25 protein-coding genes and 1 tRNA gene are annotated in these 25,617 nt (G+C 62.7%); 12 read left to right on the top strand and 14 right to left on the bottom strand.

Going from position 1 to position 25,617, the window contains the following annotated elements:
- Window positions 1–71: 71 nt before the first annotated feature.
- Window positions 72–611: a molybdenum cofactor biosynthesis protein B gene (moaB, locus tag QCL51_RS06130; RefSeq protein ID WP_021783363.1), complete on the bottom strand. Its 540-nt coding sequence runs from the start codon at window positions 609–611 to the stop codon at window positions 72–74.
- 141 nt (window positions 612–752) lie between these two features.
- Between moaB and QCL51_RS06125 the strand changes: the two genes are divergently transcribed.
- Window positions 753–1,640 (top strand): LysR family transcriptional regulator, encoded by an 888-nt coding sequence (locus tag QCL51_RS06125; protein ID WP_021783362.1) that lies wholly within the window; start codon window positions 753–755, stop codon window positions 1,638–1,640.
- Here QCL51_RS06125 and QCL51_RS06120 read toward each other — a convergent pair.
- Window positions 1,628–2,410 carry an AraC family transcriptional regulator gene (locus QCL51_RS06120; protein ID WP_021783361.1) on the bottom strand — a complete coding sequence of 261 codons (783 nt, stop codon included), beginning with the start codon at window positions 2,408–2,410 and terminating at the stop codon, window positions 1,628–1,630. The genes QCL51_RS06125 and QCL51_RS06120 overlap by 13 nt on opposite strands.
- A gap of 377 nt (window positions 2,411–2,787) precedes the next feature.
- Here QCL51_RS06120 and QCL51_RS06115 point away from each other — a divergent pair, with 377 nt between their 5' ends.
- The 5 genes from QCL51_RS06115 to QCL51_RS06095 all read left to right on the top strand — a co-directional run bounded on the left by QCL51_RS06115 (window position 2,788) and on the right by QCL51_RS06095 (window position 9,321).
- Window positions 2,788–4,401 carry an APC family permease gene (locus tag QCL51_RS06115; protein WP_088513427.1) on the top strand — a complete coding sequence of 538 codons (1,614 nt, stop codon included), beginning with the start codon at window positions 2,788–2,790 and terminating at the stop codon, window positions 4,399–4,401.
- A 23-nt stretch (window positions 4,402–4,424) separates the two neighbouring features.
- Entirely contained in the window at window positions 4,425–5,351 is a 927-nt protein-coding gene (locus tag QCL51_RS06110; RefSeq protein ID WP_021783359.1) for a 4-hydroxyproline epimerase, read from the top strand.
- Between the two features lie 41 nt (window positions 5,352–5,392).
- Window positions 5,393–6,340: a dihydrodipicolinate synthase family protein gene (locus QCL51_RS06105; protein ID WP_028697738.1), complete on the top strand. Its 948-nt coding sequence runs from the start codon at window positions 5,393–5,395 to the stop codon at window positions 6,338–6,340.
- Window positions 6,341–6,493: 153 nt separating this feature from the next.
- Window positions 6,494–8,071: an aldehyde dehydrogenase (NADP(+)) gene (locus tag QCL51_RS06100; RefSeq protein ID WP_028697737.1), complete on the top strand. Its 1,578-nt coding sequence runs from the start codon at window positions 6,494–6,496 to the stop codon at window positions 8,069–8,071.
- Between the two features lie 2 nt (window positions 8,072–8,073).
- Window positions 8,074–9,321, top strand: a complete 1,248-nt coding sequence (locus tag QCL51_RS06095; protein ID WP_028697736.1) for an FAD-dependent oxidoreductase — start codon at window positions 8,074–8,076, stop codon at window positions 9,319–9,321.
- A 123-nt stretch (window positions 9,322–9,444) separates the two neighbouring features.
- Here the strand turns inward: QCL51_RS06095 and xenA are convergent, their stop codons facing one another.
- Entirely contained in the window at window positions 9,445–10,536 is a 1,092-nt protein-coding gene (xenA, locus tag QCL51_RS06090; protein WP_021783355.1) for a xenobiotic reductase XenA, read from the bottom strand.
- Between the two features lie 49 nt (window positions 10,537–10,585).
- Here xenA and QCL51_RS06085 point away from each other — a divergent pair, with 49 nt between their 5' ends.
- On the top strand, window positions 10,586–10,921 hold the full coding sequence (locus tag QCL51_RS06085; RefSeq protein ID WP_021783354.1) for a helix-turn-helix domain-containing protein: 336 nt from the start codon (window positions 10,586–10,588) through the stop codon (window positions 10,919–10,921).
- Window positions 10,922–11,050: 129 nt separating this feature from the next.
- Here the strand turns inward: QCL51_RS06085 and mqo are convergent, their stop codons facing one another.
- Window positions 11,051–12,688, bottom strand: coding sequence for a malate dehydrogenase (quinone) (mqo, locus tag QCL51_RS06080; protein WP_021783353.1), 1,638 nt, complete (start codon window positions 12,686–12,688; stop codon window positions 11,051–11,053).
- 328 nt (window positions 12,689–13,016) lie between these two features.
- Window positions 13,017–13,208 carry a YhfL family protein gene (locus QCL51_RS06075; protein ID WP_003254720.1) on the bottom strand — a complete coding sequence of 64 codons (192 nt, stop codon included), beginning with the start codon at window positions 13,206–13,208 and terminating at the stop codon, window positions 13,017–13,019.
- Between the two features lie 190 nt (window positions 13,209–13,398).
- Between QCL51_RS06075 and QCL51_RS06070 the strand changes: the two genes are divergently transcribed.
- Window positions 13,399–14,016 (top strand): LysE family transporter, encoded by a 618-nt coding sequence (locus tag QCL51_RS06070; protein ID WP_003254721.1) that lies wholly within the window; start codon window positions 13,399–13,401, stop codon window positions 14,014–14,016.
- A 95-nt stretch (window positions 14,017–14,111) separates the two neighbouring features.
- Here QCL51_RS06070 and QCL51_RS06065 read toward each other — a convergent pair whose 3' ends face one another.
- The 3 genes from QCL51_RS06065 to QCL51_RS06055 are packed head-to-tail and all read right to left on the bottom strand — an operon-like array spanning window position 14,112 to window position 18,080.
- Window positions 14,112–15,320, bottom strand: coding sequence for a hypothetical protein (locus QCL51_RS06065; protein ID WP_004575731.1), 1,209 nt, complete (start codon window positions 15,318–15,320; stop codon window positions 14,112–14,114).
- A 10-nt stretch (window positions 15,321–15,330) separates the two neighbouring features.
- The gene (locus tag QCL51_RS06060) at window positions 15,331–17,211 is read right to left on the bottom strand and encodes a hypothetical protein (RefSeq protein WP_325950504.1); all 1,881 of its coding nucleotides are present in this window, start codon (window positions 17,209–17,211) and stop codon (window positions 15,331–15,333) included.
- Window positions 17,212–17,219: 8 nt separating this feature from the next.
- Window positions 17,220–18,080 (bottom strand): SH3 domain-containing protein, encoded by an 861-nt coding sequence (locus QCL51_RS06055; RefSeq protein WP_021783350.1) that lies wholly within the window; start codon window positions 18,078–18,080, stop codon window positions 17,220–17,222.
- Window positions 18,081–18,720: 640 nt separating this feature from the next.
- Between QCL51_RS06055 and QCL51_RS06050 the strand changes: the two genes are divergently transcribed.
- Both QCL51_RS06050 and QCL51_RS06045 read left to right on the top strand, forming a co-directional pair.
- On the top strand, window positions 18,721–18,984 hold the full coding sequence (locus QCL51_RS06050; RefSeq protein WP_021783349.1) for a hypothetical protein: 264 nt from the start codon (window positions 18,721–18,723) through the stop codon (window positions 18,982–18,984).
- A gap of 136 nt (window positions 18,985–19,120) precedes the next feature.
- Complete coding sequence (locus QCL51_RS06045) at window positions 19,121–19,357, top strand: DUF3077 domain-containing protein (protein WP_338444640.1); 237 nt, start codon at window positions 19,121–19,123, stop codon at window positions 19,355–19,357.
- A 53-nt stretch (window positions 19,358–19,410) separates the two neighbouring features.
- Here the strand turns inward: QCL51_RS06045 and QCL51_RS06040 are convergent.
- From QCL51_RS06040 to dapA, 5 genes are all read right to left on the bottom strand, one after another.
- Window positions 19,411–19,500: transfer RNA gene (locus QCL51_RS06040), tRNA-Ser, on the bottom strand.
- Between the two features lie 91 nt (window positions 19,501–19,591).
- Window positions 19,592–20,302, bottom strand: a complete 711-nt coding sequence (gene purC / locus QCL51_RS06035; RefSeq protein ID WP_003254733.1) for a phosphoribosylaminoimidazolesuccinocarboxamide synthase — start codon at window positions 20,300–20,302, stop codon at window positions 19,592–19,594.
- Window positions 20,303–20,332: 30 nt separating this feature from the next.
- Complete coding sequence (locus tag QCL51_RS06030) at window positions 20,333–21,091, bottom strand: MBL fold metallo-hydrolase (RefSeq protein WP_103469980.1); 759 nt, start codon at window positions 21,089–21,091, stop codon at window positions 20,333–20,335.
- Window positions 21,092–22,213, bottom strand: coding sequence for an outer membrane protein assembly factor BamC (gene bamC / locus QCL51_RS06025; protein WP_021783346.1), 1,122 nt, complete (start codon window positions 22,211–22,213; stop codon window positions 21,092–21,094). It abuts the gene before it with no gap.
- A 15-nt stretch (window positions 22,214–22,228) separates the two neighbouring features.
- Entirely contained in the window at window positions 22,229–23,116 is an 888-nt protein-coding gene (gene dapA / locus QCL51_RS06020; protein ID WP_003254739.1) for a 4-hydroxy-tetrahydrodipicolinate synthase, read from the bottom strand.
- Window positions 23,117–23,375: 259 nt separating this feature from the next.
- Between dapA and QCL51_RS06015 the strand changes: the two genes are divergently transcribed.
- A complete protein-coding gene (locus QCL51_RS06015; RefSeq protein WP_003254741.1) occupies window positions 23,376–23,936 on the top strand; it encodes a glycine cleavage system protein R in 561 nt (186 codons plus the stop codon).
- Between the two features lie 11 nt (window positions 23,937–23,947).
- Window positions 23,948–24,421 carry a peroxiredoxin gene (locus QCL51_RS06010; protein ID WP_014755600.1) on the top strand — a complete coding sequence of 158 codons (474 nt, stop codon included), beginning with the start codon at window positions 23,948–23,950 and terminating at the stop codon, window positions 24,419–24,421.
- Between the two features lie 117 nt (window positions 24,422–24,538).
- On the opposite strand, the gene QCL51_RS06005 is transcribed toward QCL51_RS06010, so the two are convergent.
- Window positions 24,539–25,609: an AI-2E family transporter gene (locus QCL51_RS06005; protein WP_021783345.1), complete on the bottom strand. Its 1,071-nt coding sequence runs from the start codon at window positions 25,607–25,609 to the stop codon at window positions 24,539–24,541.
- Window positions 25,610–25,617 lie beyond the last annotated feature (8 nt).

Below are 25,617 nucleotides of genomic sequence, written 5' to 3'. Positions count from 1 at the left end.
CGGGTAAACCCGCTCCTACAAGGCACAGCAGAGGGCCCGAAACCTGTGCTGTACCTTGCACCGGATAACCCTCAGCCCCGGCTTGCGCAGGCCTCGATCGGCAACAGGTGTTTGACGAAGTTGCATGGCCGGTGCCGTGCATCCAGCTGCTCTGCCAGAATCCCTTCCCAGGCGGTGCGGCAGGCCCCGGTCGAGCCCGGCAGGCAGCACACCAATGTGCGGTTGGACAACCCGGCCAATGCCCGGCTCTGTACGGTCGAGCTGCCAATATCGAGAATCGACAATGCCCGGAACAACTCGCCAAACCCATCGATACGCTTGTCCAGCAGGCACTCGACTGCTTCGGGTGTGCTGTCGCGCCCGGTAAAGCCGGTACCGCCGGTGATCAGCACCACCTGCACCTGTTCATCGGCAATCCAGCTGGCCACCTGAGCGCGGATCTTGTACAGGTCGTCCTTGAGCAGCGCTCGCGCCACCAGCCGGTGACCGACCTCGACCGAGCGGTTGGCCAGTAGCGCGCCGGAAGTATCGCTATCGTAGGTACGGGTGTCGCTGACAGTCAGCACGGCGATGTTCAGCGGTACGAAGACCGCATCAAGTTGGACGCGCACGGTGAAGCTCCTTGAAGGGCATTTTCACCACGCTAGAGGCATACCCCCAGAGGCGTCCAATCGATATGACGTACCGGCCGATCAATGACATCTATCGCAGACGTGGGTTAAGGTCTGCATAACCATACGCCAGGCACTTCCATGGACATCAAGCAGCTCAAGTTCCTCATCGCCCTCGACCAGACCCGCCACTTCGGCCAGGCGGCGGCGCTGTGCCATATCACTCAGCCGACGCTGTCCATGCGCCTGCGCAACCTGGAAGACGAACTGGACCTGGTGCTGGTCAAGCGGGGCCAGCGCTTCGAAGGTTTCACCGAGGCCGGCGAGCGCATCCTGGCCTGGGCCCGCACCCTGCTCGCTGCCCACGACGGCCTGCAGGCCGAGGCTGCCAGTTGTCGTGGCCAGGTGGTCGGCAGCCTGCGCCTGGGCACGGTGCCGCTGGCCAGTTTCAACCCCATGCACCTGCTGCTGCCCCTGCGCGAAAAATACCCCGAACTGCACTTTCAGCTCAGCTCGCTGAGTTCGGAACAGGTACTCGACGGCCTCAGCCGCAACCAGCTCGACCTGGGTATCTGCTACCTGGACCAGGTCAATACCAGCTTCTTCGAAGTGATCGAACTCGGCACCACCACCATGGGCCTGCTGCACGACACGCGGCACTTCCAGTTCGCCAGCGACCAGTTGCGCTGGGACGAGCTCGGCGATATTCCGCTGGGGCTGCTGAGCAAAGGCATGCACTACCGCCAGTCTCTGGACCTGAGCTTCCGTAGCCGTGGTCTTGAACCCAATGCGGTGCTTGAGAGCGACTCGAGCTTCCAGCTTATCCAGGCCATCAACACCGGCATATGTTGCGCGATCATGCCACTGGACTGCGGCCTGGAAGACCTCAGCGAGCACCTGCGAATCCTGCCGGTGGCCGACGCCGCCATCCTTAGCCCGGTCGGGCTGCTGCTGCGCCGCAGCGAGCCGCGCTCGGCGATTGCCGAGCAATGCTTTGCCGAGGCGCGTGGGCTGTTTCAGGCCACCTGATCGGCGGTAGCCTGTCGATACTGGCGCGGCGTAAAGCCGGTCAGTTGCTTGAACTGGCGGCTGAAGGCGCTGTGATCGGTGTAGCCGCAGCGCATCGCCACTTCAGTGATCGGCAGCTCCGAATGCAGCAGGCGATGGGCATGCTCCAGGCGCGCCTTGTGGATCATCTGCCGGGGCGTGAGGTGGAACACCCGCTTGCAGTAGCGTTCCAGTTGAGCCACGGAGATACCAGCGATGCGGGTCAGCTCGCCCATGCTGATCGGCTGATGAAAATGCCGGCGGATGTGCTCGTCAACCGCCGCCAGGCGCTGATAGGCAGGGTGGCTGTCGGCGGCTGACTGCAAGTCGACCGAGATGCCGACCAGGCCGATGATTTCGCTGGCAGGGTTGTACAGCGGGCGCTTGTGGGTCAGGCACCAGCCGGGCTCACGGCTGCCGTAGAGGTGCAGCTCCAACTGGTCCTCCAGCACCAGGCCTTCCTTGAGAACACGTCGATCCTGCTCGGTATAGCCGGGGCCAAACTGTGCCGGAAATACCTCGGCGCTGGTCTTGCCTAGCAGCGGTTGCAGGCGCTTGAGGCCACAGCGCTGGACCAGTGTGTTGTTGGCCAACGCATAGCGGGCAGCAGAATCCTTGATGAAGATTGCGGCGTTGGGGATGGCGTCGAGCATCGGCAACAACAGCGATACTCCGGCGAGCAGGGCCTCAAGGGTGGCGGGGCGGTGCTGGTCGAGGGACTGGTAGAGGGTTGCCAGGGGGGCGTCGGTCATCTGTCGGTTCTCTGCTGGCTGGGCCGGCCTCTTCGCGGGTGAACCCGCTCCTACAGGGCCCCCACAGATTTCGAATTCTGCGCCGTACCTGTAGGAGCGGGTTCACCCGCGAAAGGGCCGGCACTAGCACTGCATCTCTCAAACCCTTATCCGGTATGGCTTTGAGCCTATCCCCCCGCTTTGCGCCTTACCACTGTTTTTCTGCAACTGTGCCGATTTCGTCATTCCCTGTGCAGAAAACCATCAAGAACCGCCGCCCGGATCGGTCCACTCTATGCCCCACGCAAGCCGCCCAAGTCCTACAAGAGCGCGGCCCAAAAAGCCGCATCTCGTGACATCAGACCTGCCTATCCAATAACCAACAAAAAGGCGAACCCATGTCAGGCAAATTCAAAAAACAGTTATCACTGCTGGACCTCACCTTCATCGGCCTAGGCGCCATCTTCGGCTCCGGTTGGCTGTTTGCCGCCAGCCATGTCTCGGCCATCGCCGGCCCGGCCGGCATCCTCTCCTGGTTCCTGGGCGGGTTCGCCGTACTGTTGCTGGGCATCGTCTACTGCGAGCTGGGCGCCGCCTTGCCCCGGGCCGGTGGCGTGGTGCGCTACCCGGTGTACTCGCACGGCCCGCTGTTGGGCTACCTGATGGGCTTCATCACCCTGATCGCCTTTTCCAGCCTGATCGCCATCGAAGTAGTCGCCTCACGCCAATACGCCGCCGCCTGGTTTCCCGGGCTCACCAAGGCCGGCTCCAGCGACCCGACCGTGCTCGGCTGGCTGGTGCAGTTCGCCTTGCTGGGGCTGTTTTTCTTCCTCAACTACCGCAGCGTGAAAACCTTCGCCAAGGCCAACAACCTGGTCAGCGTGTTCAAGTTCATCGTGCCACTGCTGGTGATCGGCGTGCTGTTCACCTTCTTCAAACCGGAAAACTTCGAGGTCCAGGGCTTTGCCCCGTTCGGTCTGTCCGGGGTGGAAATGGCGGTATCCGCCGGTGGCATCATCTTCGCCTACCTGGGCCTGACGCCGATCATTTCGGTGGCCAGCGAGGTGAAGAACCCGCAACGCACCATCCCCATTGCACTGATCTTGTCGGTACTGCTGTCCACCGCCATCTACGCGCTGCTGCAACTGGCTTTCCTTGGCAGCGTGCCGACCGAAATGCTGGCCAACGGCTGGGCCAGCGTGACCAAGGAGCTGGCACTGCCCTACCGTGACATCGCCCTGGCCCTGGGTGTGGGCTGGCTCGCCTACCTGGTGGTGGCCGACGCAGTGATCTCGCCAAGCGGCTGCGGCAACATCTACATGAACGCCACCCCACGCGTGATCTATGGCTGGGCGCAGACCGGCACCTTCTTCAAGTACTTCACCCGCATCGATGCAGAATCCGGCATCCCGCGCCCGGCCCTGTGGCTGACGTTTGGCTTGTCGGTATTCTGGACCCTGCCGTTCCCATCGTGGGAAGCGCTGATCAACGTGGTGTCCGCCGCCCTGGTGCTGAGCTACGCCGTGGCCCCGGTCAGCGTCGCCGCCCTGCGCCGCAATGCACCACACATGCCGCGCCCGTTCCGGGTCAAGGGCATGGCCGTGCTTGGTCCGCTGTCGTTCATCATCGCTGCACTGATCGTGTACTGGTCGGGCTGGAACACCGTGTCGTGGCTGCTGGCCCTGCAGATCGTGATGTTCGTGCTGTACCTGCTGTGCAGCCGTTTCGTACCCACCCAGCACCTGTCGCTGGCCCAGCAAGTTCGCTCGTCGGCGTGGCTGATCGGGTTCTACGCGGTGACCATCCTGCTGTCGTGGCTGGGCAGCTTCGGCGGCCTGGGCGTCATCGGCCACCCATTCGACACCGTGGTCGTGGCGGCCTGCGCACTGGGCATCTACTACTGGGGCGCCGCCACGGGTGTGCCTGCCCACCTGGTGCGTCTGGAAGGCGACGACGAAAGCGAAGCCTGCGCTGAAACCATTAACGGCCGCCCTGTCGCCGTCGCTTCCTGATCTTATAAGCAAGGGACAAGCCCATGAAACAGATTCACGTCATCGACTCCCACACGGGTGGCGAACCAACCCGCCTGGTGATGAAGGGCTTTCCGCAACTGCGGGGCCGAAGCATGGCCGAACAGCGTGACGAACTGCGCGAACTGCACGACCGGTGGCGCCGCGCCTGCCTGCTGGAGCCACGCGGCAACGATGTGCTGGTTGGCGCGCTGTACTGCCCGCCAGTGTCGGCCGACGCCACCTGCGGAGTGATCTTCTTCAACAACGCCGGTTACCTGAACATGTGCGGCCACGGCACCATCGGCCTGGTCGCCTCGTTGCAGTACCTGGGCCTGATCACACCGGGTGAGCACAAGATCGACACCCCGGTCGGCCAGGTCAGCGCCACCTTGCATGAAGATGGCGCCATCACCGTCGCCAACGTGCCCTCCTACCGCTACCGCCAGCATGTGGCGGTGGACGTGCCCGGCCATGGCGTGGTGCGCGGCGACATTGCCTGGGGCGGCAACTGGTTTTTCCTTGTGTCCGAACACGGCCAGCGCATTGCGCTGGATAACCGCGAGGCGCTGACCGAGTACACCTGGGCCATGCTCAAGGCCCTGGAGGCCCAGGGCATCACCGGCGAAAACGGCGCCCCCATCGACCACATCGAGCTGTTCGCCGACGACCTCGACGCCGACAGCCGCAACTTCGTGATGTGCCCCGGCAAGGCCTACGACCGCTCCCCATGCGGCACAGGCACCAGCGCCAAGCTGGCCTGCCTGGCCGCCGACGGCAAGCTTGCCGAAGGCCAGACCTGGGTGCAGGCCAGCATCACCGGCAGCCAGTTCCATGGCCGCTACACGCGCGACGGCGAACGCATTCGTCCGTTCATCACCGGCCGCGCCTACATGACCGCCGACAGCACCCTGCTGATCGACGAACAGGACCCTTTCGCCTGGGGCATCTGACCCCGGCCTTTCCCGACTGAACATTGCCAGGAGTGACAACAATGAATGACAACATCTTCACCGGCACCATGCCCGCCCTGATGACCCCCTGCACCGCCGAGCGCAAACCGGACTTCGACGCCCTGGTGCGCAAGGGTCGCGAGCTGATCGAGGCCGGCATGAGCGCGGTGGTGTACTGCGGCTCGATGGGTGACTGGCCACTGCTGACCGAGGCCGAGCGCCAGGAAGGCGTGGCGCGCCTGGTGGCGGCCGGTATCCCGACCATTGTCGGCACCGGCGCGGTGAACACCCGTGAGGCGGTTTCGCATGCTGCACACGCCGCCAAGGTTGGCGCCGCCGGCCTGATGGTCATCCCCCGCGTGCTCAGCCGCGGTGCTTCACTGATCGCCCAGAAGCACCACTTCTCGGCCATCCTCGCTGCCGCGCCGAAACTGCCGGCGGTGATCTACAACAGCCCTTACTACGGCTTTGCCACCCGCGCCGACCTGTTCTTCGAACTGCGCAGCGAGTTCCCCAACCTGATCGGCTTCAAGGAGTTCGGCGGTGGCGCCGACCTGCGCTACGCCGCCGAACACATCACCTCCAAGGATGACGATGTCACCCTGATGGTCGGTGTCGACACCCAAGTGGTGCATGGCTTCGTCAATTGCAACGCCACCGGCGCCATCACCGGCATCGGCAATGCCCTGCCGCGGGAAGTGCTGCAACTGGTGAGCCTGAGTAAACAGGCGGCCAAAGGCGACGCCCGTGCCCGCCGCCTGGCGCGCGAGCTGGAAGCGGCGCTGGCGGTGCTGTCGTCGTTCGATGAAGGCTGCGACCTGGTGTTGTATTACAAGCACCTGATGGTGCTCAACGGCGACACCGAGTACAGCCTGCACTTCAACGAGACCGACGTACTGACCGACGCTCAGCGCAACTATGCCGAACAGCAGTACACGCTGTTCCGCAGCTGGTACGCCAGCTGGTCGGCTGAGCAGAACATCGCCTGAGCAGCCACTGCTCTCCCTGTGGGAGCGGGCGTGCCCGCGAATCAGGCGACCCGGTGCATGGCACCGGCTTCGCCGGTGTTCGCGGGTGAACCCGCTCCTACAGGGGTCGTAATCCCCCCCCATGCATCTGCATTAGATTTCCAAGGAGGCTACATGCCCCTCACAGGCAACCTGCTGATCGGCCAGAGGCCGGTAACCGGCAGCCGCGAAGCCATCCGTGCCATCGACCCAAGTACCGGTCAGACGTTGGAACCGGCCTACCTCGGCGGCACAGGCGAACACGTGGCCCAGGCCTGCGCCCTGGCCTGGGCGGCATTCGACGCCTACCGCGAAACATCGCTCGAACAACGAGCAGAGTTCCTTGAAGCCATCGCCACACAGATCGAGGCCATCGGCGATGCCCTGATCGACCGCGCCGTGGCCGAAACCGGCCTGCCCAAGGCGCGCATTCAGGGCGAGCGTGGTCGTACCTGCACCCAGCTACGCACCTTTGCCCGGGTAGTGCGGGCCGGCGAATGGCTGGACGTGCGGGTCGACAGCGCCCTGCCTCAGCGCCAGCCACTCCCCCGCGCTGATCTGCGCCAGCGCCAGGTGGCCCTGGGGCCAGTCGCCGTGTTTGGCGCCAGCAATTTCCCGCTGGCCTTCTCGGTGGCCGGTGGTGACACCGCGTCGGCACTGGCCGCTGGCTGCCCAGTGGTGGTCAAGGCCCACAGTGCCCACCCCGGCACCAGCGAGCTGGTCGGCCAGGCGGTGGCGCAAGCGGTGAAGCAGTGCGGCTTACCGGAGGGTGTGTTCTCGCTGCTTTATGGCTCGGGCCGCGAAGTGGGCATTGCCCTGGTCAGCGACCCACGTATCAAAGCCGTTGGTTTCACCGGTTCGCGCAGCGGTGGCATAGCGCTGTGCCAGGCCGCCCAGGCGCGCCCGGAGCCTATTCCGGTGTATGCCGAAATGAGTTCGATCAACCCGGTGTTCCTGTTCGACGCCGCCCTGCAAACCCGTGCCGAAGCACTGGCACAAGGTTTCGTCGCCTCGCTGACCCAGGGCGCCGGCCAGTTCTGCACCAACCCTGGCCTGGTAATCGCCCGGCAGGGGCCGGCATTGCAGCGGTTCATCACTGCAGCCGCCGGGTACGTGCAGCAGGCCGCCGCCCAAACCATGCTCACCCCCGGCATTTTCAGTGCCTACCAGGCCGGTATCGCAGCCCTGGCAGACAACCCCTGTGCCCAAACCATCGCCAGTGGCCAAACCGATCAGCGCCCCAACCAGTGCCAGGCACAGTTGTTCGTGACCCAGGCCGAAGCGTTTCTCGCCGACCCGGCGTTGCAGGCTGAGGTGTTCGGTGCAGCGTCGCTGGTCGTTGCCTGCACCGACGATGAGCAGGTCCGCCAGGTAGCGGAACACCTGGAAGGTCAGCTGACCGCCACCCTGCAACTGGACGAGGCCGACATCGACAGCGCTCGCGCCCTGCTACCCACCCTTGAGCGTAAGGCCGGGCGCATTCTGGTCAATGGCTGGCCGACCGGCGTCGAGGTGTGCGATGCCATGGTCCACGGCGGGCCGTTCCCGGCCACTTCCGATGCCCGCACCACCTCGGTGGGCACGGCGGCGATCCTGCGTTTCCTGCGCCCGGTTTGCTACCAGGACTTCCCCAATGCGCTGCTGCCGCAAGCGTTGAAACACGGCAACCCGCTGCAGCTGCGGCGCCTGCTTGATGGTAAACGGGAAGACTGAGCATGGTCGAAACCGCTGAAACCGATATCGCCGTGGTGGGCGCCGGCATTGTCGGCGTCACCTGTGCCCTGCAACTGACCCGCCAGGGCCATCGGGTAATGCTGGTCGACCGCCAGGCACCCGGCCTCGGCGCGTCTTTCGGCAATGCCGGGCACCTGGCAACCGAGCAAGTGTTTCCGATTGCCGACCTGTCGATCCTCAAGCGCCTGCCTCGCATGCTGCTCGACCCGATGGGCCCGCTGCGCCTGGACTGGAAATACCTGCCCAAGGCCATGCCGTGGTTCACGCGGCTGCTGCTCAACCTGCGCCAGGCGCCGTTCCAGCGCAGCGTGGCTGGCATCCGCACGTTGAACGAAGGCAGCTTGGGCGCCTGGCACCGGCTGTTGGGCTCGATCGGGCGCAGCGAATTGTTTCAAGAGGATGGTTCGTTGCTGGTGTTCGAGAAGCCTGAGTCACGCCAGACACTGGAGGCGTTGCGCACACGCATGCAACAGCAGGCGGTGCCGGTGGACTTCTGGTCGGCCGAAACCGTGCGTGAAGCGGCGCCGCAACTCAGCCCGTCACTGTTGGGCGGACTGTTCTTTCCGTGCACCGGGCACTTCATCGACCCTTATCGGGTGGTGTGCGAATTGTTCGAAGCGGCCAAGGCCAGCGGGGTGCGCTTTGTCCAGGCGCAGGTCGATGGTGGGCAGTTGCACAGTGCCGGCGTGAGCCTTGCCAGCGACCAAGGCATGCTCAATGCCCGCCAGGTGCTTGTCAGCTGTGGCGCCCATTCTGCGAAACTGACCGCCGCGCTGACAGGCACGCGGGTGCCGCTGGATACAGAGCGCGGCTACCATCTGATGTTGCCAGGTGAGCACCAGCGCCTGCCGTTTGCGGTCACCTCGCTTGAGCGCAAGTTCATCATGACGCCCATGGCCGATGGCTTGCGCCTGGCTGGCACTGTGGAGTTTGCCGGGCTGCAGGCACCGCCGAGCATGCAACGGGCTTGGCAATTGCACCGGTTGAGCAAGGGGTTGTTCCGGCACGACTTGAGCGTCGAAGGGGCAACGCCGTGGATGGGGTTCAGGCCTTCGTTGCCGGACTCGCTGCCCGTGATCGACAGGGTGTGCGATGGGCGGGTGCTGTTGGCGTTTGGGCATCAGCACCTGGGGCTGACTCAGGCGGCGGTGACGGCGGAATGGGTGGGGCGGCTGGCTGAGCAGGCTGGTGGGCCTGAGATGGCTGCATACCGACTGGATCGGTTTTAGCCTTTACCGGCCTCTTCGCGGGCAAGCCCGCTCCCACAGAGAGGGTGCAGCATCTGAAACCTGTGGTGTCTCTGTGGGGACGGGCTTGCCCGAGAAAGGGCTGCAAAGCAGCCCCTCCAAACCTCAGCGGTAACGCTCGAGCCAGTGCGCATACGGTGCCGGCAAGGTCCAGGAGGCTTTTTCCACCCCCAGTTCCTTGGCCGCAAAGTAAGCCCAGTGCGGGTCGGCCAGGTGCGCGCGCCCTACCGAAACCAGATCCAGCTGGTTGGCCTGCAATGCGGCCTCCGCCAACTGCGGCGTACCAAAGCCCCACGCCGACGTCACGGGCAGCTTTGCCTCGCGGCGCACGCGCTCGGCAATAGGCCCCATGAACGCGGGCCCCCAGGGGATGTTGGTGTCGGGAATGGTGAAGCCGACACTCACGCTCAGCAGGTCGAGCCCACCGGCCTTGAAGCGACGGGCCAGTTCGATCGACTCTTCCAGGGTCTGCTCATCACGGCCATCATATTCCAACACACCAAAGCGCGCGGTCAGCGGCAGGTTCTCCGGCCACACTTCGCGCACGGCGGCCAGTGTTTCCAGCAGGAAGCGGCTGCGGTTGTCGAAGCTGCCACCGTAGGCATCGGTGCGCTTGTTGGAGTGCTCAGAGAAGAAGCTCTGACCCAGGTAGCCATGGGCAAAGTGCAGTTCGATCCACTCGAAGCCGGCATCACGCGCACGGCGGGCAGCATCGACGAAGTCCTGCTTGACCCGGGCGATATCGTCCAGCGTCATTTCCCGTGGCACCTTCGGCAGGTGCGCGCCAAAGGCAATGGCAGACGGGGCAATGGTCTCCCAGCCGCGCGTGTCGTCGGCGGCAATGTGATCATCACCCTCCCACGGGCGGTTGGCGCTGGCCTTGCGCCCGGCGTGGGCAATCTGGATACCCGGCACGGAACCGGCAGCCTTGATGGCCTGCACCACCGGTACGAACGCCTGAGCGTGGGCATCGCTCCAGATACCGGCGCAACCGGGGGTGATACGCCCTTCCGGCGCCACAGCAGTGGCCTCGACCACCAGCAAGCCCGCACCACCACGGGCCAGCCCGGCCAGGTGCACATGGTGCCAGTCGTTGATCATGCCGTCTTCGGCCATGTATTGGCACATCGGCGGAATGGCAATGCGGTTTCGCAGGGTGACGTCTTTGAGGGTGTAGGGTTCGAATAGCGCGGACATGGGAAACTCCGGGGTCATTTGATTACTGTTGTTCGATCATAATCGAACTATGGCAATTAATGAAACCCCCGTTATCATGTCAACCATGCGAGCCTATAAACATCCCAACCCCGAAGACCTTATCCTTGAACGCCTGCTCTATGCGCTCAGCGACCCCGTGCGCCTGGAAATCGTCCGCCACCTGGCCGGCGTGGCCGAGGCCAGCTGTGGCGAGCTGGACGGAGGTCGGCCGAAGTCGAGCATGTCCCATCACTTCCGTGTGTTGCGTGATGCAGGGTTGGTGCAAACCCGCAATGTCGGGACTACCCATATGAATTCGCTGCGTAGCGAGATGCTGGATAAGCGGTTCCCGGGGTTGCTGGAGTGCATACTGCGCCAGCAGTGATACCTGTGCAGGCCTCTTCGCGGGTGAACCCGCTCCTACAGGGATGGCGATAAGCCTGAGGGTTGCGCTGTGCTTGGCAAAAAAAAGCCACGAGGTCTCCCCCGTGGCTAGTTTCACAGCAATGGTCGATTACAGCGCCATGTCGTTCTCGGGCTTGCTCTCAACCGGGTCGCTCGCCGCGCCACCGAATTCAACGCTGGCGTCGATCACCGGCGGTTTCCCCAGCTGCAGCACTTCAGCGGTGTAGTTCCACTCTTTCTGGGTGGCCGCTGCCGAATCGTTCAGCTTGGTGCCGTAGCTCGGCACGATTTCCTTGATCTTGGCCTGCCACTCTGGGGTAGCGACCTTCTCCTTGAACACCGTTTCCAGCACGTGCAGCATGATCGGCGCAGCAGTCGAAGCACCCGGCGAGGCACCCAGCAGCCCAGCGATGGTGCGGTCTTCGGACGCCACCACTTCAGTGCCCAGCTTCAGCACGCCGCCCTTCTCGGCATCACGTTTGATGATTTGCACGCGCTGGCCGGCCTGCCACAGGCGCCATTCTTCTTTCTTGGCGTTCGGGAAGTAGGTGCGCAGGGCTTCGAAGCGGTCATCGTCAGACAGCATCAGCTGGCCAGCGAGGTACTCGACCAGTGGGTACTGGTCGATACCGACTTTGGTCATCGGCCACACGTTGTGGGTGGTGGTGCTGCTCAGCAGGTCCAGGTACGAGCCATTCTTCAGGAACTTGGTCGAGAAGGTGGCGAACGGGCCAAACAGGATCACGCGCTTGCCATCCAGCACACGGGTGTCCAGGTGCGGGACCGACATGGGTGGTGCACCGGTCGAGGCGATACCATAGGCCTTGGCCATGTGCTGCATGGCCACGGTCGGGTTCTCGGTCACCAGGAACGAACCGCCTACCGGGAAGCCTGCGTATTCCTTGGCTTCCGGAATACCCGACTTCTGCAGCAGCTTCAATGCGCCGCCGCCGGCACCGATGAACAGGAATTTGGCGTCGGTGGCCGACTCGGTGCCGTCCTTCAGGTTCTTGTATTCGACGTGCCAGGAGCCGTCCTTGTTGCGGGTGATGTCCTGCACTTCGCTGGACAGCTTCAGGTCGAAGCCTTTCTGGGTCTGCAGGTGGCCGACGAACTGACGGGTGATCTCGCCAAAGTTGACGTCGGTGCCGATTGGCGTCCAGGTCACGGCCAGCTTCTGGTTCGGGTCGCGGCCTTCCATCATCAGCGGGACCCACTTGGCGATCTGCGCGTGGTCCTCGGAGTACTGCATCGGGCGGAACAGCGGGCTGGTCTGCAGTGCGTCGTAACGTTTCTTGAGGAACTTGATGTTGTCATCGCCCCACACGAAGCTCATGTGCGGTGTGGTGTTGATGAACGAGTGCGGGTTCTTCAGTACGCCCTGGCGTACCTGCCACGACCAGAACTGGCGGGAGATCTGGAAGGCTTCGTTGATTTCGATGGCCTTGGAGATGTTGACGTTGCCGTCTTTGTCTTCCGGGGTGTAGTTCAGCTCGGCCAGCGCGGAGTGGCCGGTACCGGCGTTGTTCCAGCCGTTGGAGCTTTCTTCGGCCACGCCATCCAGGCGCTCGACCATTTCCATCGACCAGCTTGGCTCCAGCTCGTGCAGCCACACGGCCAGGGTGGAGCTCATGATGCCGCCGCCGACCAGCAGCACGTCTACTTTTTTGGTTTCTGCAGCGTGCGCTTGAATGACGCTTGCAGCGACCGCCAGACCCAGCAAGGTCTTGCCAGCTTTCTTGAACATTGATCATTTCCAGTCAGGAGAACAGAGTGAGGGCCTGTGGCTGGCCCCGGTAAAGCGTGTTCTTCAGCGCAGGCTTGTTGTTGATCATTGTTCAGCAGCCAGAGAACCAGAAAACGACTCGGCCTTTAGTCGAATTGACCGACAAGGCTGAATCGTTTTTCCGATTGTATCTGAAATGCCAGCACAAACAAATTGCAGGCCGGAGCGTCAAGGCGACCGGTTGCCCCAGCGGCAGAATGTCACGCCAAAAAACAAAAACCCCCGACCATGTACATGACCGGGGGCCTTGGATCACGCCGCAAGCGTCGCGATCAGGGTACCGCCAAGATTACTGCTGCTGAGGCAGTTTATCGATCGGGCCGCAGCCACCGATGATCTTGGAGATGGAAACCGAAGGGTGGAACAGGTAGTCGTAGGTGCAGTTTTTCGGTTGGTTGTAAACTTGGCCAGTGCAACCCGACAGCAGGGCAACACCCGAAACGACAGCAACGGCAACGGTGGCCTTGAACAGCTTTTTCATTACTCAGTCCTTTAAATGAATCATCTTCGACCATCGTCTGATGGCCGCGGAATCATACAGACTCCAGGCATTGGATCCAAGCCGCACTTGGCACAGGTTCTTTGCAACTGTGCAACAACAGGTTGAAAAGCGCGCCGTTGGCGACGATAGTTCAGCGCACTGCCTTCGCAATGCCCAACAGGAACTCACCATGCTTGGCGTCACCGACTACGGCGCATTCGTCATCGCCTTCCTCATTCTTCTGGCCATCCCCGGCCCGGGCAATTTCGCCCTGATCACCGCCACCGGCAAGGGCGGTATCAAGGCAGGCCTGGCCGCGACCTGTGGCGTAATCGTGGGCGACCAGGTGCTGCTGTGGCTGGCGGTAGCCGGCGTCGCCACCCTGCTGGCCACCTACCCTGCCGCCTTTCATATGGTGCAGTGGGCGGGGGCTGCATACCTGGCCTACCTGGGCCTGCGCATGCTGCTGAGCAAACCCGGTGGTGCAGCACACACCTGCCGCATGGACAACGGCCAGTACCTGCGCCAGACCATGATGATCACCCTGCTCAACCCCAAGGCGATCATGTTCTACATGGCGTTTTTCCCGCTGTTCGTCGACCCGGTGAAGCACCAAGGGCTGGTGACGTTCGGTTTCATGGCGGCGACAGTGGCGGTGGTGACCTTCCTGTATGGGCTGATTGCCGTGGTGCTGACCCATCAACTGGCCGAGCGCATGCGCGCCAACCCGCGAATTGCCAATATGTTCGAGCGACTGGCGGGGGCTTGCCTGGTGGGATTCGGCATCAAACTGGCGGCGATGCGCTGATCCCAAGCCCGACAGGGTCCGGGCACACCTGACAGCAAAAAAAGCCCCCGGCAACTCAGGGTTCCCGGGGGCTTGCTCACTCAGCCATTACCCAATCAATTGGTTTCCAGCTGATACGCCTTGCTCACGAATAACGCTGCAAACAGGCTCTTGCCTTCCTTGAAGGTATACTGCTCTTCGAAACTGCCGTCTTCGACCAGCTTCTGCCCGATGGCGCACTCCGAGTCGCTGTGGTTCTTGGCCTTGGCGCCAAAGTCACTGCTCCACGACGACAGCCCAACCTCCTGGCAGAAGGCTGCGAACTTTGCCTTGGGGACTTGCTGCTGGTAATCGCTGAAAGCCTCTTTCAGCGATTTGAAGCCACTGTAGCTCACCGAGTAGTTCTCGACCTTGGCCTTGCGGGCAAAGCCGCTCACCGCTTCAGCCAACACCGCCTGGCCGGTGTACGGGCTGTACGCGCCAATCAGCATCGCGCTCAGGGCACTCTTGAGCTGTGTTTCGACATCGTCCAGCTCCGGCAGCGACTGGAAGTCGGCCTTGCGCACGATCTCCCCCACCTTGGAGCCGTCGTTGCGGTGGGTGACCACGAACGCCATCGAGCCTTCGCCATCGCTGGAGCGCTTGATGGTGAAGTCCAGGTCGACCGTGGTACCAAAGTCACCGGTGCTGCTGACCAGAAACGCGCCGGTTACTGGCTGGCGCACCGCCATGTTGGCGCCCCAGGTGAAGTTCGACGGGGCGGCCCGACCATTGGCGGCCAGCTCGGCACGTGGCTGGACTTCGTCGCTGACATCCGCCACCAGCACGACTTCAGCCCCCTTGCTGGCAACGTAAGGGTTGGCCATCTGCATGCCCAGCAACTGGATATGAATGCTGCCATCCTTGCTGTCTCCGTCATGGGCCAGCTTCAGCGCATCAGCCTTCAGGTACACCCCGGCCACATTGCGGCTGACATTGAGCTGGTACTTGGCCCAGCCCGCCAGGCCTTCTTCAGCCGAACCACCCTGTACGGACTCCATCAAGCCCGACAGGCCGCGCATGAACTGCTGGGCGCCATTGGTCTGCGCCGCCGCCACGCGGATCTCCGGGTCGGCTACCGTCAGGTTGCCGGAAAACGCCGAGTAGGAAATGTCCCCCTCAGACAGCACATCCTCAAGGAAATAGCGCTCCTTGAAGTCGTCGTAGTAGGCCAGCGCAGCCTTCTTGCCCGAGCTGGCGACCATCGCATAGCCACCACCGAGCACCAGCACCGCTGCGGCCACACCGCCAATCAGCAGCTGCTTCTTGTTCATCTGTTTGATCATGGTGTTTGCCTCACTGGACCATGGCGGAAGCGTTGTTCCAGTCGTTCACGTACTGTTGGGAGACCTCGGGGGTCCAGCTGAAATCGATACCGGCGTTGGGGAATTCCTTGGCCAGCACGGCGCCGAACGACACGCGGTCGGCACAGTGGTCCTGTTTGCAGGCCTCGGGTTCACCGGCGCTGTAGGCACGGTAGGTAGGCACGGCGCGGCCGTCGTCCAGCGGGTAGTACGGCGTGGCGTTGGCCACCTGGGTCACGTACCAGCCTTCGCTGTATTCCTCGTCCGCAACCAGACGGCCCTTGCTCGGGAAGTCGATGGTGTAGAAGTCGCCCTGCGTGCCGGTAACGTGCACCATCATCGGCGTCACGCTGGCCGAGGTCGCAGGGTTTTGCTGCTCCAATGGCGAAGCGAAGCGCACCTTGATGCCGGCCATTTGTGCCAGGGCCTCGGTTTCACGCCCCTTGAGGTCGCTCATGCCATCCTGCAACTGCTGGTAACGCTCCAGTACGCGGGTATGCACGCGGGCCAGTTCCTGTTGGCGCTGACGCTCTTCACGCACCCGCCGCTGCTCACGCTGAACCGCCCAGTTCGTACCCTCGCGCACATCGAAGAACAGGCCCTGACGGTTGATGCCGATGCGGTTGCGGGTAATCTTCTGCGCGTCATTGCCCCAGATGTTGTTCGAGATCGCCGACAGGTCCTTGACGATGAACAGGGTGGCCACATCAGTGGTGGTCGGCGAGGTGGTCTTGATCAGGTCGAAGATTTCCAGCGCGGCTTCCTTGTACTTGGCCGCGTCCAGAGCAAACGACTCGTCCGGGGTGACCACCACGTAGTACGGGTCGCTGCCGAACGGGCGCAGTACGCCGTAGCTGGAACGGCTGAAGGTCAGGTACACCTTCATCTGCCGGCCGGGGATTTCGCCCACCAGGAACGCGGCTTGGTCAGCTTGCGCGGTGAGGTAGGAAACAGCCTTGTTCTTCACCGCAGGCTCGAGGTTCTTGATGAAGATCAGGCCGCTCGGGTGCGCGTACACGCGGTTCCAGTTATCACCCCGGTAGGTGCCTACGGCCTTCCAGCTGATTTTTTCGAAGCTGCCTTCGCCAAAGCCGGAGGCCGGGCACGGCATGGCCGGGGTGGTGCCGAACGACAGGGTGTCGCCATCGCCGATGATCGACTTGCTGAGCACCCATTTGCAGCCGGCGCCGTCCGTTACCTGCATCAGGTTGCGGTTTTCAAGGACCACCGAGCGGCCGAAGTCCGAGGTGGGGGCTGCTGCTACTGCTGTGGCAGGTGCCGGGACAGGCGGCACAACAGGGGCTGGTGCCGGGGCTTCGGCGGCCGGCGCAGGGGCCGGTTCTGCAGCTACGGCTGGGGCAGGCGCGGGAGCCGGGGTAGCTTCTGCTTTCGCGGGTGCGGCTTCAACTACCGCCGGGGCTGGCTCAGCAGCAGGGGCTGAAGCCGCTGCAGCAGCAACCGGTGCTTCTGGCTGCACAGGTGCCGGCACTGGCGCAGGTGCTGCAACCGGCGCAGGGGCAACTGCGGCAGGCGCGGCCGCCAGTGTCACCAGCCCCAGGTTGCTGGCATTGCCCGAGCCGCTGGCGTACAGGTTGCCCTTGGCATCGACCGCCTTCCAGCTCACCTTGGCGGTCGAGCAGTCCTTGGCGAACACGAACGGCAGCTTGGTCAGCAGGCCTGACAGCAGTTCCTGGTTATCCCAGGCCGGGCGGGTGATGGTCAGGTCGACCTGGGGCTTGCACCAGCTGGTGGCATCCCCAGGCACTTCGACCTTGATGTTGTCTTTCTTGGAAAAGGCCAGCTCATGGGCGAACGCCTGCGGTACCAGACCACAAGCGCCGATCACTGCCAGCGCGAGCGCGTGCTTTTTCATGGATTTCCTCAGATCAGTTCCCAGGTGCCATTGGCTTGTTTGCAGAAGGTGTTCTGCTCTTGCTCAGTCTTGCCGCTTTGCGATTTCAGGCTGACGGTGACAGGGCGGCAGGCCGCTTCGGCGGCAACTGTCTGGGTCGGCAGCGACTGCACCGAGTCCAGGTCGAAGCCTTGGGTTTCCTTGCTGGCAGCAACGTCCAGCTCGTCCAGGTTCACCGCCGGGGTCACGCGCTTGGCCACGGCCTGGGCCTTGGGCTCGACGTAGTTCTTGTGCACATAGCCAACGGTCACACCCTTGCGCCCGACCAGGATCCAGTCACCGGTGGAGCCCACGGCGGTGAATTCGGTGTGGTTCTTCAGGCTGCCGACCTTCTCGCCAGTCTGATTGGGCGCGGCGCGCACATTGAGGTTGTCGCTGGTGGTCACATACGGCTCGTTGATCAGCTTCATCGACGGCACCGCCTGGATCTTCGGCGCGCGCTTGACCTCGACCTGCTTGGTCTTGGTGTATTCCTTGCCCGGCACGATCTGCGCGGTGGCACCCGAATGGTCGGACTTCCAGGTCACCGGCTGGGCGCTGGCGGTGGTCTGCTGCTGGCTCAGCACCTCCTGGGTGCGCAGCGCCAGGGCCTGCTGGTCCTTCTCGTCCAGCATGTGGCCGATACGGTTGCCCATGTAGGCACCGATGCCACCCGCGATCAGGGCTGCGGCGATCTTGCCGTTACCACTGCCCATGGTCGAGCCGATGGCCACACCGGCCAGGCCACCGATCACGGTGCCCGCTTGCTCTTTGCTGATACCGAGCTGTGCACAGGCCGTGGTAGAGGCGATGGCGACCGCCAGAAGGGACGCGACGAATTTCTTGTGCAAGTGGAGCACTCCATTTTCGGTGGGGCGCACAGCCGCGTACCGCAGCCAATGGTTGGCGGCAGCATTCAAAGTTGTGCGGGGTTTTCAGAAAGTGCGCAGCACTGGCCGCAGACGACAATTCAGCCGTCCAGCGAGGGGCGCAGGGGGAGACCAGTACGGCGCAAAGCATCCAACGAATCCATGTCAGGAAGAGTTCATCGCCCAGCGCGCGTAGTCATTACGGCGTGTGGCCTGGGCGTGAGTGGCGTATCAGAGCGCCGCATTGTAGCCTAAGGTGCCATTGGCAGTTCAAGACAAAATGTTGCAGGAAGCCTGTCTGATGTATTGGTAGAAATCCGTCCTACAACTTGCACTCAGAATTATCCCCTTCCTTGTAGGGCGTTTCCCAAACATACTTCCAACCCGCTCAAACGGTTGCGACGGATTCGGTCGCGCTCTAGTCTCGGCTCGTCGTTGTGAAATCAGCGACCGGCTTTGACAGGCCGACTACTCAAGTTTCCGTTGCAGCGCTTAATGGCAGCTGTGCATGGGGCACATTCGTGTGCGCCGGGTCCTTGGGTACCGGTCTGTCAACCCATGTATAGCTGCCTCCATTCGTTTGACAGCGTTGCCAGGCGGCTCCACTACCCAAGGAGCTTACATGCGCAAGACAGTCCCCGATCCGCCCTACTCCCCCGATTCCACCCAGATCCTGCAAGACACCCTGGTCCAGTCTTCAGAGTACGTGCTCTGCGCCCTGTCCGTGGCCCGCCAATCCGTGCAACTCGAACCTACCGCCCACAGCTCGATCGTGATGCAGGCCGTAATTCATGAAATGGAAGCGGTACAGGGGCTGGTCGAGTCGGCGTTGATGCAGTTGCAGATGCGGCCGCATTTACCCACAGAGCCTCACACCTTGCATTAGCAGGTCAGGCCTCTTCGCGGGCACGCCCGCTCCCACAGGGTCATCACAGCCGTCACGCACTGCACAGTACCTGTGGGAGCGGGCGAGCCCGCGAAGAGGCCAGCCCAGGCAACCCAAAATCCAGGGAAACAAAACAATGCCCACCGACAACACACCAGAACCCACCACAGTCGGCAAGACCTGCTTCTACCAAGGCGAAAACAACACCCACCCGCTGTTCCGCATCGAGCCCGGCATCCCCTGCCAGGACGCCCGCGAGCAGGCCTCCGAACTGATGGACGGCGACCAGAAACTGATCTGGGCCTCGCATTACCTGAGCGCAATGGCCAAGGCGCTGCTGGATGATGCTGAGTTGGGGATGATGAAAAAGTAAGCCGCAACGAAAAAGCCCCCGGAAGCTTTCGCTTCCAGGGGCTTGATCTTGTATGGCGGAGAGATAGGGATTTGAACCCTAGGTACTGTTGCCAGTACAACGGATTTCGAATCCGTCCCGTTCGACCACTCCGGCATCTCTCCAATGCCGCGCATCATACCAGCGTTCTTTTAAAACGCAAACCTTTTTTTCAAAAAAACCGCGTGGTATCAGGCGCTTGCGTGAACGCGTCGCTTACAGCGGCACGCCCAGGCGCTTGGCAACTTCTTCGTAGGCTTCGATCACGTCGCCCAGGCCCTGACGGAAGCGGTCCTTGTCCATCTTCTTACGGGTTTCTTTGTCCCACAGGCGGCAGCCGTCCGGGCTGAACTCGTCGCCCAGCACGATCTGGCCGTGGAATACGCCGAACTCCAGCTTGAAGTCGACCAGCAGCAGGCCGGCGTCATCGAACAGCTTGCTCAGCACTTCGTTGACCTTCAACGACAGCTTCTTCATTTCTACCAGCTGCTCGGCGGTGCCCCAGCCGAACGCGACAACGTGGGATTCGTTGATGAAGGGGTCGCCCTTTTCGTCGTTCTTCAGGAACAGCTCGAAGGTGGACGGCTCCAGCTTGATGCCCTCCTCCACGCCCAGGCGCTTGACCAGGCTGCCGGCAGCGTAGTTGCGCACCACACACTCGACCGGGATCATGTCCAGTTTCTTCACCAGGCACTCGTTGTCGCCCAGCAGCTTGTCGAACTGGGTCGGCACGCCGGCTTCTTCCAGTTTCTGCATGATGAAGGCGTTGAACTTGTTGTTCACCATGCCTTTGCGGTCGAGTTGTTCGATACGCTTGCCGTCGAACGCCGAAGTGTCGTTACGGAACAGCAGGATCAAGCGGTCGGCGTCGTCGGTCTTGTAAACCGATTTGGCCTTGCCGCGGTAAAGTTCTTCGCGTTTTTCCATGATTGGGCTCCGCTTGCTTGAGGTGTTGGGCTAGGCGATTTCGCGCCAGTCGAGCCCGTGTTCCTGATTCGCCACCTGGAGCCAGTCCGGGTCGCACCCAAGGGTGTCGACGAAGCACTGGCGGGCCAAGTGTGGCAGGTTGTTCTTGCTGCTGAGGTGGGCCAGCACCAGGTGTTGCAGGTTGTTCCAGCCCAACTCGTGCACCAGGCGCGCGGCCTGGTGGTTGTTCAAATGCCCTTGCATGCCACCCACCCGCTGCTTCAAAAAGGCCGGATAGTGACCGCGTGCCAGCAGGTCGCGGCAGTGGTTGGCCTCGATCAGCAGTGCATCCAGGCCCTGGTAACGCTCCAACAGCAGCGCGTCGTACGAACCCAGGTCAGTGAGCATGCCAAAACGCCGCTGACCATCGCTGACCACGTACTGCAATGGCTCGTAAGCATCGTGCTCGACCCGCGCTGCGGTTACTTCCAGGCTGCCGACGCACAGGCTTTGGCCACAAGCGAGAAAACCGGCCACCTCTACCGGCTTGCGCATGCCGCGCAAGGTCCCTTGGCTGAGGTAGACCGGTACATTGTAGCGCCGTGACAGCAAGCCGACCCCATGCACGTGGTCGGCATGTTCGTGGGTGACCAGTACCGCACTGAGCTGGGCCGCCGACACGCCGAGCAGCGCCAGGCGCCGCTCGGTTTCGCGCAGGGAAAAGCCGCAATCGACCAGGATGAACGTGTCACCACTGGCGATCAGCGTGCCGTTCCCTTGGCTGCCGCTTCCGAGTACCGCGAAGCGCACTTAGCCCAGGTGGTCCTGAATGGCGCTCAGCACGCGGCGGGCGACATCGGCCGGAGCCACGGTGTTGATGTTTTTCTCGACCGTGACCTGCACGCTCTCACCCACCTTGCTCAGGCGAACCTGGTAACGCTCGGCACGGGCTTCACGCTCTTCCTTGGTCGGCTCGCTGCCGAACAGGCGGCTGAAGAAGCCAGGCTGGTTCTGCTTGTCTTCAGGCTTTTCGGACAGGTTGATGTAGTACAGGCCCAGGCTGCGGTTGATGTCTTCAACACGCCATTCGCCACCCTGCTCCAGGGCACGGCCTACGCCAGACCAGGCGCGGTCCAGGTCAGACCCCAGGTACAGCACCGGGTTGCCGCTGCCGTCTTCGCTCAGGCTGACGCGGCTTGGGGCGTCGAAATCGCGCGCGGCCAGCAGCGACACCGAACCACCCTTCTCGGCGCTGCGGTTCATGCTGGCAAGCATTTCGTCGACCAGCAGGGCATCGGTGCCGATATTGCTGGAGGTGGACGGGAACGCAGGATCGGCAGTGCTGCCCGCCGGGCGCTCGACGCTGACCACATACACCTCGGAGGTGTTGCGCTGCACGCCAGGCTCCATGCGCACACGCACACGCACCTCGCTGTCTCCGCTGCTGGCAGTGCTGGCCAGACGCTGGCCAAGCGATGCCGACAGCTCATCGAAACGCTGCCAGGTGGTATTGAACTCACCTGTCTGCGGGCGCTCTTCAGCAATGCGGAAGCCGTTGTCCTCGAAGAACTGCCGGGCTACCGGCCACACTTCGGCTGGCGAATGCTGGGCCAGCACCCAACGGCTGCTGCCGCTGCGCTGCAGGCTGTAGTCGGTAACCTGGGCGGCACCGCCAGTCAGCGGTTGCGGGCGAGGCACTTCGAACTCACCCGCGACGTTATCGTCAGCGACGTTACGCGGAATCGGCAGCAGCGGGTCAAGGCGCTTGACGTTGCTGGCGTCCGGCGGCAGTTGCATCGGCGCGGTCGGGTGCGCCTGCAGGTAGTCACTGCCGCGGTCGCGGAAATAGCCATCCTCGCCCCACAGCCAGCCACACCCGCTGGTGCTGGAGATAATCAGGGCAAGGGCGGAAAGACCAGCCAGTCGCTTCATGCGGTGTACTTCCTCTTAAACCAGTACGCCGGACTGGCGCAAGGCAGTACGGACTTTTTCGTGGCAGCCTTCGCTCAGCCAGGTCAGGGGCAGGCGAATACCTTTTTGCATCAGGCCCATTTCGACGAGCGCCCATTTCACCGGGATCGGGTTGGACTCGCAGAACAGGTCTTTGTGCAGCGGCATGAGTTTTTCGTTGATTGCGCGGGCCTTCTCGGCATTGCCCTCAAGGGCGGCCTCGCACAGGTCGGCCATTTCGCGCGGAGCGACGTTGGCGGTGACGGAGATGTTGCCCTTGCCACCCATCAGGATCAGCTCGACGGCAGTCGGGTCGTCGCCGGACATGACGATGAAGTCCTTGCTGACGCCATCGAGGATGGCCTTGGCGCGGGCCAGGTCGCCCGTGGCTTCCTTGATGCCGATGATGTTCGGCACGGTCGACAGGCGGATCACGGTCTCGGCCTGCATGTCGCAGGAGGTACGGCCGGGAACGTTGTAGAGGATCTGCGGGATGTCGACGGCTTCGGCAATGTGCTTGAAGTGCTGGTACAGGCCTTCTTGCGTTGGCTTGTTGTAGTACGGCACAACCAGCAGGCAGGCGTCGGCGCCAGCATTCTTGGCGTTCTGGGTCAGGTGCACGGCTTCGGCGGTGGAGTTGGCACCGGTGCCGGCGATGACCGGAATCGGTTTGGCGCTGCGTTTGACGCGCTCGACCACGTGTTTGATGACCAGAATGTGTTCTTCGACATCCAGCGTGGCCGACTCACCGGTGGTGCCGACAGCGACGATCGCATGGGTGCCGTTTTCCAGGTGGAAGTCTACAAGTTTGTCGAGGCTGCCCCAGTCAACACGCCCTTGTGCATCCATGGGTGTGACCAATGCCACCATACTGCCCGCAATCATGTAACTGCTCCTGCCGGAAAAAGAGAGCGGTAATGGTACTGGGGGCATCGACCTTGCACAAGCGAAGCAGGCGGGTGGAGCATTCCCCTCGGCGGCTTATTTCGCTACCCTTGACCCTTTGATCGGTGCAGCGCGGCCCGTCGGGCCGTCGACCTTGCTCCCCGCCAGCGTCCAAGACCTCGCATGCGAGCCCCGGGCCCTGCCGACAGGAGGCTTTTGCCCGTCCTGTGCCGACCGCTCATCGCTTTAGGAATGCTGCATGTCCACCCCCACCGTCCGCGAACAATTCCTTGTCATCAGTGCCCTGGGCCCGAACCCCATGGAGCTGGCCAACGTCCTCAGCCGCGCTGCCTTCGAAAACCGCTGCGCGGTGGTCACCTCGCGCCTGAGCCGCCACGGCGAGACCAGCGCCCTGGTGCTGCAGGTGGGCGGCAGCTGGGACGCCCTGGCACGTCTCGAGTCCACCCTGCCAGGCTTGGGCAAGAAGCACGGCCTGACCCTCGACGTGGTCCGCAGCGCAGACCAGGAAGTGCGCCCGCAGGCCCTTCCGTATGTAGCCTACGTCAGCGCTGCCTACCGCCCGGACATCATCAACGAGCTGTGCCAGTTCTTCCTTGACCACCGCGTCGAGCTGGAAGCCATGACCTGCGACACCTACCTGGCGCCGCAAACCGGTAGCAGCATGCTCAACGCCCAGTTCACCGTGATTCTGCCGGCCGGCACGCAGATCAGCTGGCTACGCGACCAGTTCCTGGACTTTGCCGATGCCCTGAACCTCGACGCACTGATCGAGCCATGGCGTCCACAGAACCCAATGTAAGGAAACCGATCATGGCTGTAGCACTCGACCAACCTGTCGCCGACTTCCAGGCCCAGGCCACCAGCGGGCAAACCGTCAGCCTTGCCGAACTCAAGGGCCAGCAGGTGGTGGTGTACTTCTACCCCAAGGACAGCACCCCAGGCTGCACCACCGAGGGCCAGGGCTTCCGCGACCAGCATGACGCCTTCGCCGCGGCCAACACCGTGGTATTCGGTGTGTCGCGTGATGGCATCAAGTCGCACGAGAACTTCAAGGCCAAGCAAGGTTTCCCGTTCGAGCTGATCAGCGACAAGGACGAGGCCCTGTGCCAGCTGTTCGATGTGATCAAGCTGAAGAAGCTGTATGGCAAGGAGTACATGGGCGTTGACCGCAGCACCTTCCTGATCGACAAGGACGGGGTGCTGCGCCAGGAATGGCGTGGCGTGAAAGTGCCCGGGCATGTGGATGCAGTTCTGGCTGCTGCTCAGACCTTGAACAAGGCTTGAAATTGAATGGGGCTGCCTTGCAGCCCTTCGCGGGCACGCCCGCTCCCACAGGAATTGTGCAGGGCCCAGTGGGAGCGGGCGTGCCCGCGAAGGGCCGCAGAGCGGCCCCAATGACATTCAAAGCATCGGTGAAACGCTAGGCTCCTGCTTGGGCCACGCATCCAGCACGGCCTTGATCAGCGTCGCCAGCGGGATGGCGAAAAATATCCCCCAGAACCCCCATAGCCCGCCAAACAGCAGCACTGCACAAATAATCGCCACCGGGTGCAGGCTCACCGCTTCAGAGAACAGCAGCGGCACCAGCACATTGCCATCCAGCGCCTGGATGATCGCGTACACCGTCATCAGGTAGATGAACTGGTCGCCCCAGCCCCACTGGAACAGCGCAATCAAGGTGACCGGCACAGTCACGACCACCGCGCCCACGTAAGGCACCACCACCGACAGCCCCACCAGCAACGCCAATAGCGCTGCGTAGTTGAGCCCCAGGCTGATGAAGGCAATGTAAGTGGCAATGCCGCAGATCAAGATCTCGATGCCCTTGCCACGGATGTAGTTGGCGATCTGCCGGTTCATCTCGCTGCCCACCCGGCTCAACAAGGTGCGCTGGCGCGGCAGGTAGCCGCTGACCCAGCGGCCAATGAGTTCGCGATCCTTCAGGAAGAAGAACACCAGAATCGGCACCAGCACCAGATAGATCATGGCGTTGACCAGCAGTGGCAGGCTGGACAGCGAGAAGGTCAGCGCCCATTGACCAAATTTGCCAATTTCACCGCGCACCGACTCGATGGCGTGCAATACCTGCTCGTCCGACACCAGGTGCGGATAGCGCTCCGGCAGCAGCAACAACAACGACTGCCACTTGCCGAGCATGCCCGGCAGCTCGTTGAACAGCGTGATCAACTGGTGCCACAGCAGCGGTACCAGCACCAGCATGAACACCGCCAGTGCGCCCATGAACAAGGCGAACACCAGCATCACCGCCAGCCGTGTAGGTACGCGCACACGCTCCAGGGCGTTGACCAGCCCCTGCATCAGAAACGCCAGCACCATGCCCGCCAGCACCGGCGCGAGCATGCCGCCCAGGGTGAGCACTGCGGTAAACGCCAGGAACAACAGGACCGCCAGCACCACCGCTTCCTCATCGGAGAAGTAGCGCTGCACCCAGTCGCGAAAGACTTTGAACATTGACGATC

It is taken from the genome of Pseudomonas sp. LTR0 (genome assembly GCF_036630035.1).
GTDB classification, from domain to species: Bacteria; Pseudomonadota; Gammaproteobacteria; order Pseudomonadales; family Pseudomonadaceae; genus Aquipseudomonas; species Aquipseudomonas putida_Y.
The sequence above is the reverse complement of the archived record's forward strand: the minus strand, read 5'-3'. Positions and strand labels throughout refer to the sequence as shown.